Here is a 12,165-nt window from a genome sequence, read left to right on the forward strand (position 1 = left end):
GTATGGAAGATTCAGATTTTAAATTATCCCTAAAACTTCGGATTGATTGGAGTGAAATGGATACGTATCAGCATGTAAATAATGTAAATTTCATGAAATACATGCAAAGTGCCAGAGTGCAATTCTGGGAAGTTACCGGATTGTCAAAATTGTATACCGAAACCAAAAAGGGGCCGATGTTAGTTTCTACTAAATGCGATTTTAAACATCCATTATTTTTCCCGGGTAATGTTTTGATCAAAACCAAGGTCGACTATATAAAAAATTCTAGTTTTGGACTACATCATAAATTATATAATGATAAAGGTATACTCTGTGCAGAAGGCTATGATGTTGCTGTTTGTTTTGATTTCAATATTGACAAAACATTTAAGATCACAGATAATTTACGTGAGATAATGTTGCAATATTAGTTTAAGTATCGAGTCCTAAAAGATCTGGGTGATTTAGATATAAATATCCTGCGGCTACAACGATTAATAGTAATAAAAACAAGAGATAAAATAAGCCCGTAAACCGTATCGAAGAAGGCAGAGAGGTTATCGTTTTTTTGTGGTATTCATATACCCGTTCTATGTCTTGAGTCCATTGTCCCGGGAAAATTTGGTTTTCGCAGGTGTTACAGTTGATACTTTCGATTACATTTCCTTTAGTTTTGATTAAAAGTTTTGATTTTTGCTTCTTCTGTTTAAAAGATAGAATCATACCGTTGGTAGAATAACATTCTGGACAATTATTATTTAACGCGGCTTCCTTAAGGATAATATATTCAGTTTTCACTTTTTGAGATTTGATATCTACTATAACGTACTGAAAAAAATATTGTTATACGTTAGCACCAGATTTACGAAATGTGATTTGAAAAGTAGTCCCCTTATCAATTTCTGATCGCAGCACTTTAATTTTTCCCAGATGATACTCTTCAATAATTCTTTTTGCTAGTGATAAACCTAGTCCCCAACCACGACTCTTAGAAGTATATCCGGGTTCAAAGATTTTGGTAAACCTGCTTTTTGGAATACCTTTTCCAGTATCTTTAATTCTTATAAATACTCTTTTTGCGTCATCTATAAGGTCAATCTTTAGATCTCCTTTTCCTCGCATGGCATCAATTGCATTTTTTACCAGGTTTTCTATGGTCCAGCTATAGAGTTGCGGATTAATAGATACATAAATTGGTTTTTCAGGTAAATCAAGCGAAAAATTGATCAGTTTAGAGCTTCTGGATTGGAGATAGGTATAGGCATTTCTTGTTTCTTCAACAATGTCTACTTCTTCAAGATTTGGGATAGATCCGATTTTAGAAAAACGCTCTGTGATTACTTTTAACCTTTCAATATCTTTTTCTATTTCTGTGATGTACTCTGGGTTTACATTTTCGGCTTTTAAAATCTCGTTCCATCCAACCAGCGAAGATAAAGGGGTTCCAATTTGATGAGCAGTTTCTTTAGCCATACCCGCCCAGAGTTTATTTTGTTCGCTAGCTTTTGATGTGGTAAAAAAGAAATAAATCACTCCAATAAGTAAAAAGATGAGCAATGCTATGGCAATAGGATAATATTTTAATTTGTTTAATATATCCGAATTTCCGTAATAAATATATTGGAAAGTATCCTTTAGGTCCAGTTCTATAGGTTTGTTTTCAGACTTTATCTTGTCTAAGTATGATCTTAGTTTCTGCTCATTATTAATAAGGCTTTCAGATAGGTTTTGGAAATAGCTGGGATCCGGTTTTCCATTAGAATCTCTAATAAAATCACCTTTAGAATCAGTAATAATGATAGGAATTGATCTGTTGGTTGAACCAATAATTATAGAAAGTTCCAGATAGTCATCAGATTGTTCACTATTTAAAGCCTTTTGTGATTGAGCCCATATTTCAATTTTGGTACGCTCATCATCTTTTAATCGCTGTAGAAATAATGAAGTGTTCCATAAAGCAAGAACAGTGATTACTATAACAGCTAAAACAATGAAATAGCTAGGAAAATTACGCTCATCAGAGAAATTCATACAAATCTGTTAACTAAATCCTAAATATAAACGTTTTAAAACGATTTTATTGTTTATAAAATAGATTACTAAATCAAATTTTAACCATGATCAAGAGGCAAAAGTTTAGTTATCTTTGTTTAATATAAAACAAATTATGATTACAATTGATCCTTCAGTGGTTTCTACAGGTAAATTGCATGGTCTAATGCTTGGCGCAATTGGTCCCAGGCCTATAGCTTTTGCTAGTACTGTAGACGCAAATGGCAATCCCAATTTATCGCCATTTAGTTTTTTTAATGTATTTAGCGCTAACCCTCCAATATTGATATTTTCTCCAGCTCGTAGGGTAAGAGATAATACGACTAAACACACACTTGAGAATGCTCAAACTACCAAAGAAGTAGTAATCAATATTGTAAATTATGATATTGTACAACAGATGTCGTTGTCAAGCACAGAATACCCAGAAAATGTTAATGAATTTATAAAATCAGGGCTTACAATGGTGCCTTCAGAAAAAGTGAAAGCATATCGTGTTGGAGAATCACCTGTGCAATTTGAGTGTAAAGTAAATGATATAGTTCCAATGGGAAATGAAGGTGGAGCCGGAAATCTAATTATTTGTGAAGTATTACTTATGCACATCAATGAAAATGTTATGGACCAAAATGACAGAATTGATCAGCATAAAATAGACCAGGTTGCTCGTATGGGAGGTAATTGGTATACTCGAGCCAATAAAGGAATGTTTGAAGTTCCAAAACCATTAAGCACCATAGGTATTGGTATAGATGTATTGCCTGAAGAAATAAAAAACAGTACGATTTTTACTGGAAACGATTTAGGAAAGCTCGCTAATGTAGAAAGAATACCTGAAAATACAGCAGCTTTGGCGTTTGTTAATAAACATGATAATATTAAGGATAAAATTCAGCAAGCTAACCAGATAGAAATTCATAAATTTGCAAAGCAATATCTGGATCAGGATGATATAGATACTGCATGGAACATATTAGCAGCAAAATAATAATACAATACGATGGAAGTACAAGGTAAAGTAAAGATGATCGGTGAGACCCAAACTTTTGGAAGCAACGGTTTTAGAAAGAGAGAAATTGTAGTCACTACTGAAGAGCAATATCCACAGCATATTATGGTAGAGTTCATTCAGGACAAATGTGATCTATTAAACACCTTTCAAGTAGGGCAAGATGTAAAAATTAGTATTAATTTAAGAGGACGTGAGTGGGTGAATCCACAAGGGGAAACAAAATATTTTAACTCAATTCAAGGCTGGAGAATAGAAAGTTTACAAGCTGTTTCTGCAGGAGCTGGAACACCACCGCCAACACCACCAGCAGATGCTTTCGAACCTGCAACTGATTTTTCTGAAGAAGAACATGATGATTTGCCATTTTAAGGAAATAACAGTTATTAATATAACACTAAGCTATCATACTGAGCTTGTTGAAGTATTGACGAAGTGTTAAAGTAAAAAGTCCGATACTAAACTATCGGACTTTTCATATTGTGGTTTTAGATTAACCTTTTAATAAAACTCAAAAAAGCAATGATGAACAAAATTTATCTTAAAAGGTTTTAACAAATATTGCGATTTTTTTGGTCAATTCAAACAACTGATTGATATTTAACGTTGTAGAAATAGTATTAACCATATTTTGTTTATTCTTACAGACTCCATACAATTTCCTGATGTTGCCTACGCTGATATGGATGGGTTGTTAGCTATAGGTGGAGATTTATCCCAAGAAAGACTCTTGGAAGCATATCGTAACGGTATTTTTCCTTGGTACAATGAGGGTGAAGTGATTTTATGGTTTAGCCCAGATCCTAGAATGGTCCTATTTCCATCAGAGTTGCATGTAAGTAAAAGTATGAGGCAACTTATTCGGAAGAATAAATTTGAAGTAACTTTTAATCAAGAGTTTTCAAGTGTAATAGATAATTGCGCCGCTATCAAGCGTTTGGAGCAAAATGGGACATGGATTACAAACGATATGCAAAAAGCCTATAAGAATCTTCATGAATTAGGGTATGCTATATCTGTTGAAGTTTGGGAGAATTCGAGGTTAGTAGGAGGATTGTACGGAGTATACTTAGCGGATAAAAATGTATTTTGTGGAGAGAGCATGTTTTCAAAAGTGAGCAATGCATCAAAATATGGTTTTATTAAATTGGTGGAGTGGTTAAATGAAAAGGAAATAAAACTGATCGATTGCCAGGTATATACAGAGCATTTGGCCAGTTTAGGGGCAAAGGAAATACCAAGGAAAACATTTTTAGAGTTTTTGAAATAAATAATATACATCTGGTTTGTATACTAAAATATATCTTTTATGACCATTCATAATCTAGCGTTAGAAAATTCACTTTTGAATCAATTTGTACTTGAACTTAGAGACGTCGAGATGCAAAAAGATACCTTGCGATTTAGAAAAAACATTGAGCGCATTGGTGAGGTTTTAGGCTACGAATTAAGTAAAACGTTAGCGTATGAAACCAAAATGGTTCAAACTCCTTTAGGAACCAAAAAAATGACAGTTCCAGAAAAAGAACTTGTTTTATGCTCTATTCTGCGGGCAGGGTTGCCGTTGCATCAAGGACTACTAAATTATTTTGATAAAGCGGAGAATGCATTTATCTCAGCATATCGAGATCACAAAAATGATGATGATGATTTTGAAGTTGTAGTAAATTATTTGGCCGCTCCCTCACTACAGAACAAGATTTTAATCTTGGCAGATCCAATGCTTGCTACAGGCAAAACTTTGGAGAATACATTTAAAGCTATGAAAAAACATGGCATACCTAAGCAGATACATATTGTATCGGTTATAGGTTCAAAACAAGGTGTAGCCTATGCAAAAGAGGTCTTTCCTGAAAATACGCACCTTTGGATCGCTGCTATTGATGAAGAATTAAGTAATCGAGGTTATATTATACCTGGTCTTGGAGATGCTGGGGATTTGTCTTATGGTATTAAACTATAGAAATTAAACTTCGTTATATCTAAAACATTCGGTGGTATGGTCATTTACCATACCTATCGCTTGCATAAATGCATAGATAACTGTTGATCCTACGAACTTGAATCCGCGTTTTTTTAAATCTTTGCTAATACTATCTGATATTTCTGTAGTTGCAGGACAATCCTTATGATGTTTCCATTTGTTTTTAATAGGTTTTCCGTCTACAAAATTCCAAATATAGGTGTCAAAACTGCCAAATTCTTCTTGAATTTTCATAAAGTTTTGGGCATTTGTTATTGCCGAATTTACCTTTAGCTTATTGCGAATAATTCCAGCATTTTGAAGCAATTCTTCTTTTTTCGCTTCTGTATATGATGCAATTATTCTATAATCAAAATTATCAAAAGCTAACCTAAAATTTTCTCGTTTACGTAGAATTGTGATCCAACTCAATCCTGCTTGAAAAGTTTCTAAAACAAGAAATTCAAATAAAAGTTGTTCGTCATGCAGAGGTGTGCCCCATTCATTATCATGATAGCTTTCATATAAAGGGTCACCAACGCACCACCCGCATCTGATTTTTGTCATAGTTCAAATTTTAAGATATAAATATATTACATTCGCCTGTTTTATTGTGTTATTCAGAGATAAATACAGGGATTCGTAAGTTTTAAAAATAATTAACGTCTTATATCATAACATTTATGAAAAAAAATATGGAAACCACTACTATAGCAAAACATGAATTAATTGAGCAAGGTATCGCAAATTCATATACCTATCAAGAATATAAAGAACAAGTAAGTAATTTGTTAGCCGAAAATAAATCTACGGGCCATGAGCAATCAGAAGCATTGACTAATTATAGTATGCTTAATGATCGGAGAATGAAACGTCTTGATAAAACTATAAAGATCGATGAATCGATTAAAGAAGCTTTTGTAAATACTCCTACTAAAGTAACTTGGTTAGTGTTGACAGAGGGGTGGTGTGGTGATGCTGCGCAATCTCTGCCTGTAATTAATAAACTTGCAGAATTGAATGATGGTATTGATTTAAAGATTATTTCTAGAGATGATCATGACGAGCTTATGAATAATTTTCTTACTAATGGAGGAAAAGCAATTCCTAAATTAATAGCATATGACACAGAAAAAAAGGAAGTTGTAAACTCTTGGGGGCCAAGACCTTCAGTAGCTACACAAATGGTTAACGACTATAAAAAACAGCACGGAGGCCTTGATCCTCAATTTAAAGAAGACCTACAGGTATGGTACAATAAGGATAAAGGAAAAAATATAGCCGAAGATATATCTAAGATAATCTAATAACTATAATTAAAATAGTACGTAATTAGTCCTTCTTGTTCTTCTACATCTGATTTAGAAAATAATGCTTGTTTGGCATAATTCATTGCATTGTCAAATAAGCATTCGTTTCGAGTTGTAGAGTTTCTCTTATCGATTTTAGTGTCGATTACGTATCCATTTTTATTTACTTCAATTTTTACAACAACTTTACCACTTCCATTACAGGTATATACAGGATTTGGTAATCTTCCTACAACTTTTCTGCCCTTTAGGGTATAGCTTGAAGAACTATAACGATTATTCGTTTTTTCCTCCTCGGGAGTGACTTCTTCTTTTTTCTTTTCCTCGATCACGACATCTTCTTCATTTTGTTCAGGTTCTTCAGTTTGAATATCCTCTTCGATTTCTGTCAAGGATTTTATTCTTTGTTCAATTTCATCATGATCCTCAAAATCCTCATTATAGGCAGCATGTGTTCTTTTAGCATCATCAATCTGCCTGTTTTCCTGGGCTAGTTCTTCTTCGGTTTGCTCCTCTTCTTCTTCATCCATTAGAAATTCTTCAGGAATTTCCATTAAAATCTCTGCTTGCTCTTTTTGCTTATTAAACATCGTAATGTTGTATAGACCAAGAACAAGAATCCCCATCAACATTGATGTAATGATTAGAGCTTTATGTTTTTCTATAAATTCCATAGGTTACTATAACTTCTTTTATTCTACATTATTTTATGCAGTTTCAATTTTTGTTTGCAACTGATTTTCAAAAGATTGAACCGTAATGGCATCATCTACTGAGAATGAGCCTATTTTTGTTCGTCTTAATGCAGTTAAATGAGCCCCACTTTTTAAAGTTTTACCAAAATCATGTGCTAGTGATCGTATATAGGTTCCTTTACTACAAACTACCCTAAAATCGATTTGGGGCAATTGTATGCGTGTAATTTCAAATTCTGAGATCGTTATGTTACGAGGAGGAACTTCTACATGCTCACCTTCTCGAGCATATTCGTATAATCGTTTACCATCTTTTTTTAGAGCAGAAAATACAGGAGGGTATTGTTCTATTTCTCCAATAAAGCCTAAGGTGGCATCTTCAATATTATTTTCTGAAATATGATCGATTGGAAATGTTTGGTCTATCTCGGTCTCTAGATCATACGATGGTGTTGTAGCTCCTAACGTTATGGTACCTGTATATTCTTTAATTTGTCCCTGAAACTCCTGAAGCCGTTTTGTAAACTTTCCTGTACAGATAACCAGTAAACCTGAAGCAAGAGGGTCTAAAGTGCCCGCATGTCCTACTTTAATTTTTTTGATACCAAAATTTTTTCGAATAAGCCAACGAAGTTTATTTACAACCTGGAAAGATGTCCATTGCAGCGGCTTATCGATCAAAAGAATTTGACCGTCTTTATAGTCTTTTTCGGTTAGCATAATATGGGGCTACTATTTAATAAAACCAAAGATGATGGCTAAAAAACCAACAAGTATACAATATAAGGCAAAATAAGTTAATTTACTCTTTTTTACCAAGGAAATCATCCATGTACAGGCAAAAAGACCAGAAATAAATGCTGCAACAAAACCAATTGCTATTGGAACAGTGTTTTCTGATGAAAAAGAGAGATCGCCACTAAGAATATCTTTGGCTATTTTTCCAAAAATTAAAGGAATAACCATTAAAAAAGAAAAACGAGCTGCTTTGGTTTTGTCATTTCCTAAGAGTACTGATGTTGATATTGTGGCACCACTTCTAGAAATCCCTGGTAGCATAGCTATAGCTTGTGCAACTCCAATTACAAAAGCATTAGAAAAGCTTACTGGTTTCCGTGTACTTTTGGCTTTGTCGGCAAACCAGAGTAATGCTGCAGTAATAATAAGCATGAAACCAACAAACATAATATTACCTCCAAAAAGTTGTTCTAACTGTTCTTCAAAAAATAACCCAACAATGACTGCCGGAATCATAGATATAATAATCTTTAAAGAAAAATGGGTTTCTTCATTATTTTTAAACTGTAATAACCCTCGAATAATAGTCCAAATATCTTTTCTGAAAACAACAATAGTACTAAGTGCAGTTGCAAAATGAAGCACTACCGTAAAAAGTAGTGATTCTTCAGGGATGCTATTGTCTCCTAAAATTGCTTTGCCTAATTCTAAATGCCCGCTAGAAGAAACAGGTAAGAATTCTGTAAGACCTTGTACGATTCCTAGAATGATTGCATCAAAGATTTCCATGTAGTATGTGGGGTTTTCTTAAAAAAATTGGTGCAAATATAGGACTACAAAAAGATAATTTGTTGAATTACTGCTTTTTCTTCTTGTTAGGATTAAGCAAAATCGCGTAGATTTCTATACCAAAACCGATCAAAACTATAGTTGGTGCAAGGCGTATCCTTCTAAAATTATAAATCTCAGGGTTAAAAACATTAGGGTCATCACTTCCTCCTCCGGCCATAAGTATAAAACCTAAAGCAATTACAGCAATTCCGATAGCCATAACAACATAGTTCTTTTTTCCGAAGACAAAATCCGGGGTATACGGCGTATTTTTATTGGATTGTTTTTTCATGCTCATCGTTATTTATTTCGTTATAGATCACACGGTCTTTAATCATTAGTTTGGATATATGTCCCATGTTACTATCTGGGGTAAAGATAGTCCATCTTTTAATAGCATACAAAGTAACTCTTTTGTTTAGAATATCGGTACCTAACTGCGCTACAGTTAAATTGTGCTGTAGTCCTCTATTAATGTAGTAGTAATGTTCATCATTTTCGAGGGTAAGCACAATATCAAAGCCAGGAGCTTCTTTAATATCAATTACTCTACCGGTAATTTTAAGTACATCATCAGGTTGTACATTGCGTACAGGCCTGAATGTTTGAATTGCAATAGCTAAGAAAGCTAAAAAAAGTACAAAAACAATTAAAAACCATATTTTACCAATTTTGCCCATGATCACGCTATGTATTTAATTTTCTTTTTGCTAAGAATTACCAATGCCACTCCAACCAGTATAAAAGGTATGCTTAATAACTGCCCCATATTCAAAGTCATATTGTCTTCAAAAGCGACTTGATTTTCCTTAAAAATTTCTAGAACCAATCTTGCCGAGAAAAGAGTTGCTAATAAAATTCCGAAAATGAAACCTTGATTCTTTTTTAGGTCAGTTTTTTGATATAGATACCATAATAATCCAAAAATCAAAAGATATACAAAAGCTTCATATAATTGTGTGGGATGTCTTGGGATTAAATCATCCTTCATAAATATTACACCATAGTTTCCTTGGGTTGGCTTTCCATATATTTCTGAATTCATGAAGTTTCCTAGTCGAATAAATGCTCCGGTAACCGGTGCCCCAATTGCTACACGATCTAATACCCAAAGCAGTGATGTTTTGCTTCGGAAACAATATGTTATAATTGCTAAGATGGCTCCAATACTACCTCCATGGCTTGCGAGACCTGCAAAACCTGTAAAATGCCAATTTCCATTTACAATCTGAAACGGAAGAAATATCTCTAAAGGATGTTGAGAGAAATAAGCAAAATCATAAAATAAACAGTGACCAAGACGCGCACCAGCTAAGATTCCAATAAAGAGATAAGTGGATAGTTTTTCGAGGTTTTCAACCGGGATATTTTCAGATTTATAGATACGTTTAACGATCTCATAACCCAGCAACAAGCCTGAAACAAATAGTATTCCATAATATTTTATAGGAAAAGTCCCGAATAACATTACAATTTCAGGATCGACATTCCATTCTATTGGCCCCATAAAATCTTTAATAATATAGTTCGTCGGTTCTAAGATTCAAGAATCGCTGTGTGGCAAAAAATGTGCTTATCCATGTAATCAATACTCCAATCCCAAAAACACCAAGAAATAGAATGATAAGCAATATTTCATCTTCTAATAGAGCTAATTCTGGAAACGTCTTGTTGAGATAGTATAGCACTATTGCAACGCCTATTAATGCGACTATAGCCCCGATCATACCTAAGCGAATACTCTTCCATACAAAGGGTCTTCTTATAAACTTTTTTGTGGCACCAACCATTTGCATGGTTTTAATAATAAAACGCTTAGAATATACAGATAGACGTATTGAGCTATTAATAAGCAGTACTGCAATAAAAGTGAAAACACCGCTAATTAATAATACCCAAAAACTAATTTTTTTGATATTATCATTTAGCAAAGAAATCAAAGGCTTGTCATAGATTACTTCATCTACAAAATTCTTTTTTGAAATAGATGCCGAGATTTCTTCAATTTTATCGGGAGCTACAAAATCAGCTTTCAGGTATACGTCGATCGAGTTTTGTAGTGGATTATACCCAAGGAAATCCATAAAATTTTCTCCTATATCCTTGCTATGTTCTTCGGCAGCTTCATCCTTAGAGATGTATGTTGTTGATTTTGTATATTCTGATAGTGCTAATGTTTTTTCAAGTTGTTTGATTTCTACATCTTTAGCAGTGTCTTTTAAATAAATAGTAAGTGCAATTTTTTCTTTAAAATGATCTGCAACTTTTTTAGTGTTTAAAACTAATAAACCTAAGAGGCCCAATAAAAATAGCACCAACGAAATACTAATAACCACTGAAAAGTAAGAAGAAATTAGTCGTCGTTTTTGGTATTTTTCAAAAGATGAGCTCATATATAATTCAATTTTCGGTAAAAATAATAAAGTTAATGAGACTTATTGTGCAAAAATGTATCCCATTTTAGAATAAACAAGCCGAATTAACCTCGTTAAAGAAGAGATCTGTTTTATAATATAGTTTGATTAAATTTGATATATAATAGTAACGCAGAATGACAATTAAAATTTTTTGTCACCATGTGTATTCAATAAATTATGACATATGCATATTGTAATCATTGGTGTTGGGGGTGTTGGCGGATATTTTGGAGGAAAAATATCTCATTCAGGTCAAAAAGTTACGCTAGTAGCCAGGGGGAAACATCTAGAGGCAATTAAGAAAAACGGATTACAAGTCAAAAGTATAGATGGGGATTTTGTAGCAAAGCCTTTCATGGTAACTGATGCTATTGAAGAAATAGAAATGGTTGATCTGGTTTTAATTTGCACAAAATCTTGGCAAGTGTCTCAAGCCGCAGAGTTGATTAAGCCTATACTTAAAGAAGAAACTATAGTAATTCCATTGCAAAATGGTGCAGATAATGCAGAAAGGTTACTTTCTGTTCTGGATGCAAAGCACATTTTAGGAGGATTATGTAAAATCTATAGCAAAATAGAAGCTCCGGGAGTTATTTCACATTTTGGTCATTCACCCGAAGTAGTATATGGAGAAACTGATAAAAGTAGTACGGAGCGATTGCTGAAGGTGAAAGAAGTATTTGATAAGGCCGGATTTAATAATACGATTTCAAAAGATATTTATGTAGATATATGGAGTAAATTTATGTTTATTGCTACGGTAAGTGGTTTAGGTGCCTTAACCAGAGCTACCATTGGTGAAATGTATGAAAATCAGAAAACGCGTCAGATTTTAGAGCAAACTGCAACCGAGATTTATGAAGTAGGCAAAGCAAAAGGAGTAGCATTGCAAAAAGATCTTGTGGATAGAATCATGATGTTTATAAGTAAACAACCTTATGACTCAACTGCATCCACGCAGCGCGATATTATAGAAGGACGCCCTTCTGAACTGGATAATTTTAATGGATTTATTGTTAAAGAAGGAAAGAAATTAGGAATTGCAACACCTGCAAATACTTTTGTTTATAGTTGTTTGCAACCTATGGAAACTAAAGCAAGGTTAGCGAAAAACTAAAACAAAAAACAATAGTTAACTCACATAAAATCGTAAATTTGCGGTCTTAAT

Annotated in this window: 17 protein-coding genes; 7 read left to right on the forward strand and 10 right to left on the reverse strand. The window is 33.5% G+C overall.

Annotation, left to right across the window (positions count from 1 at the left end):
* Positions 1-2 precede the first annotated feature (2 nt).
* Positions 3-413: an acyl-CoA thioesterase gene (locus JJQ60_RS00390; RefSeq protein ID WP_201915959.1), complete on the forward strand. Its 411-nt coding sequence runs from the start codon at positions 3-5 to the stop codon at positions 411-413.
* A gap of 1 nt (position 414) precedes the next feature.
* Here the strand turns inward: JJQ60_RS00390 and JJQ60_RS00395 are convergent, their stop codons facing one another.
* On the reverse strand, positions 415-780 hold the full coding sequence (locus JJQ60_RS00395; RefSeq protein WP_201915960.1) for a hypothetical protein: 366 nt from the start codon (positions 778-780) through the stop codon (positions 415-417).
* 45 nt (positions 781-825) lie between these two features.
* Entirely contained in the window at positions 826-2,013 is a 1,188-nt protein-coding gene (locus JJQ60_RS00400) for a sensor histidine kinase (RefSeq protein WP_201915961.1), read from the reverse strand.
* A 136-nt stretch (positions 2,014-2,149) separates the two neighbouring features.
* Here JJQ60_RS00400 and JJQ60_RS00405 point away from each other — a divergent pair, with 136 nt between their 5' ends.
* The 4 genes from JJQ60_RS00405 (at position 2,150) to upp (ending at position 5,006) form a co-directional block, all read left to right on the forward strand.
* Positions 2,150-3,022, forward strand: a complete 873-nt coding sequence (locus tag JJQ60_RS00405; protein ID WP_201915962.1) for a flavin reductase family protein — start codon at positions 2,150-2,152, stop codon at positions 3,020-3,022.
* Positions 3,023-3,034: 12 nt separating this feature from the next.
* Entirely contained in the window at positions 3,035-3,415 is a 381-nt protein-coding gene (locus tag JJQ60_RS00410; protein ID WP_201915963.1) for a DUF3127 domain-containing protein, read from the forward strand.
* A gap of 259 nt (positions 3,416-3,674) precedes the next feature.
* Complete coding sequence (gene aat / locus JJQ60_RS00415; protein ID WP_201915964.1) at positions 3,675-4,313, forward strand: leucyl/phenylalanyl-tRNA--protein transferase; 639 nt, start codon at positions 3,675-3,677, stop codon at positions 4,311-4,313.
* 39 nt (positions 4,314-4,352) lie between these two features.
* Entirely contained in the window at positions 4,353-5,006 is a 654-nt protein-coding gene (gene upp / locus JJQ60_RS00420; protein ID WP_201915965.1) for a uracil phosphoribosyltransferase, read from the forward strand.
* A gap of 3 nt (positions 5,007-5,009) precedes the next feature.
* On the opposite strand, the gene JJQ60_RS00425 is transcribed toward upp, so the two are convergent.
* Entirely contained in the window at positions 5,010-5,573 is a 564-nt protein-coding gene (locus JJQ60_RS00425; RefSeq protein ID WP_201915967.1) for a DNA-3-methyladenine glycosylase I, read from the reverse strand.
* A gap of 116 nt (positions 5,574-5,689) precedes the next feature.
* On the opposite strand from JJQ60_RS00425, the gene JJQ60_RS00430 reads away from it, so the two are divergent.
* A complete protein-coding gene (locus JJQ60_RS00430; RefSeq protein ID WP_236668998.1) occupies positions 5,690-6,313 on the forward strand; it encodes a thioredoxin family protein in 624 nt (207 codons plus the stop codon).
* On the opposite strand, the gene JJQ60_RS00435 is transcribed toward JJQ60_RS00430, so the two are convergent.
* From JJQ60_RS00435 to JJQ60_RS00465, 7 genes are all read right to left on the reverse strand, one after another.
* A complete protein-coding gene (locus JJQ60_RS00435) occupies positions 6,310-6,990 on the reverse strand; it encodes a hypothetical protein (protein WP_201915969.1) in 681 nt (226 codons plus the stop codon). The genes JJQ60_RS00430 and JJQ60_RS00435 overlap by 4 nt on opposite strands.
* Before the next feature lie 33 nt (positions 6,991-7,023).
* Positions 7,024-7,731 (reverse strand): tRNA pseudouridine(55) synthase TruB, encoded by a 708-nt coding sequence (gene truB, locus JJQ60_RS00440; protein ID WP_201915971.1) that lies wholly within the window; start codon positions 7,729-7,731, stop codon positions 7,024-7,026.
* Positions 7,732-7,743: 12 nt separating this feature from the next.
* Positions 7,744-8,538, reverse strand: a complete 795-nt coding sequence (locus JJQ60_RS00445) for an undecaprenyl-diphosphate phosphatase (protein ID WP_201915973.1) — start codon at positions 8,536-8,538, stop codon at positions 7,744-7,746.
* A gap of 67 nt (positions 8,539-8,605) precedes the next feature.
* Positions 8,606-8,872, reverse strand: coding sequence for a DUF3098 domain-containing protein (locus tag JJQ60_RS00450; protein ID WP_201915974.1), 267 nt, complete (start codon positions 8,870-8,872; stop codon positions 8,606-8,608).
* Entirely contained in the window at positions 8,853-9,260 is a 408-nt protein-coding gene (locus tag JJQ60_RS00455) for a hypothetical protein (protein ID WP_201915975.1), read from the reverse strand. Before JJQ60_RS00455 ends, JJQ60_RS00450 begins: the two co-directional genes overlap by 20 nt.
* Before the next feature lie 2 nt (positions 9,261-9,262).
* A complete protein-coding gene (lgt, locus tag JJQ60_RS00460; protein WP_201915976.1) occupies positions 9,263-10,087 on the reverse strand; it encodes a prolipoprotein diacylglyceryl transferase in 825 nt (274 codons plus the stop codon).
* A gap of 7 nt (positions 10,088-10,094) precedes the next feature.
* Positions 10,095-10,973 carry a cell division protein FtsX gene (locus JJQ60_RS00465; RefSeq protein WP_201915977.1) on the reverse strand — a complete coding sequence of 293 codons (879 nt, stop codon included), beginning with the start codon at positions 10,971-10,973 and terminating at the stop codon, positions 10,095-10,097.
* A gap of 208 nt (positions 10,974-11,181) precedes the next feature.
* Between JJQ60_RS00465 and JJQ60_RS00470 the strand changes: the two genes are divergently transcribed.
* On the forward strand, positions 11,182-12,114 hold the full coding sequence (locus tag JJQ60_RS00470) for a 2-dehydropantoate 2-reductase (RefSeq protein WP_201915978.1): 933 nt from the start codon (positions 11,182-11,184) through the stop codon (positions 12,112-12,114).
* Positions 12,115-12,165 lie beyond the last annotated feature (51 nt).

It is taken from the genome of Aquimarina mytili (assembly GCF_016735115.1).
Classification (GTDB): domain Bacteria; phylum Bacteroidota; class Bacteroidia; order Flavobacteriales; family Flavobacteriaceae; genus Aquimarina; species Aquimarina mytili.

Coding starts and splice junctions, on each gene's coding strand:
- JJQ60_RS00390 (WP_201915959.1), top strand. CDS start 3: ATGGAAGATTCAGATTTTAAATTATCCCTAAAACTTCGGATTGATTGG.
- JJQ60_RS00400 (WP_201915961.1), bottom strand. CDS start 2,013: ATGAATTTCTCTGATGAGCGTAATTTTCCTAGCTATTTCATTGTTTTA.
- JJQ60_RS00405 (WP_201915962.1), top strand. CDS start 2,150: ATGATTACAATTGATCCTTCAGTGGTTTCTACAGGTAAATTGCATGGT.
- JJQ60_RS00410 (WP_201915963.1), top strand. CDS start 3,035: ATGGAAGTACAAGGTAAAGTAAAGATGATCGGTGAGACCCAAACTTTT.
- upp (WP_201915965.1), top strand. CDS start 4,353: ATGACCATTCATAATCTAGCGTTAGAAAATTCACTTTTGAATCAATTT.
- JJQ60_RS00425 (WP_201915967.1), bottom strand. CDS start 5,573: ATGACAAAAATCAGATGCGGGTGGTGCGTTGGTGACCCTTTATATGAA.
- JJQ60_RS00430 (WP_236668998.1), top strand. CDS start 5,690: ATGAAAAAAAATATGGAAACCACTACTATAGCAAAACATGAATTAATT.
- JJQ60_RS00435 (WP_201915969.1), bottom strand. CDS start 6,990: ATGGAATTTATAGAAAAACATAAAGCTCTAATCATTACATCAATGTTG.
- truB (WP_201915971.1), bottom strand. CDS start 7,731: ATGCTAACCGAAAAAGACTATAAAGACGGTCAAATTCTTTTGATCGAT.
- JJQ60_RS00445 (WP_201915973.1), bottom strand. CDS start 8,538: ATGGAAATCTTTGATGCAATCATTCTAGGAATCGTACAAGGTCTTACA.
- JJQ60_RS00450 (WP_201915974.1), bottom strand. CDS start 8,872: ATGAAAAAACAATCCAATAAAAATACGCCGTATACCCCGGATTTTGTC.
- JJQ60_RS00455 (WP_201915975.1), bottom strand. CDS start 9,260: ATGGGCAAAATTGGTAAAATATGGTTTTTAATTGTTTTTGTACTTTTT.
- lgt (WP_201915976.1), bottom strand. CDS start 10,087: ATGGGGCCAATAGAATGGAATGTCGATCCTGAAATTGTAATGTTATTC.
- JJQ60_RS00465 (WP_201915977.1), bottom strand. CDS start 10,973: ATGAGCTCATCTTTTGAAAAATACCAAAAACGACGACTAATTTCTTCT.
- JJQ60_RS00470 (WP_201915978.1), top strand. CDS start 11,182: ATGCATATTGTAATCATTGGTGTTGGGGGTGTTGGCGGATATTTTGGA.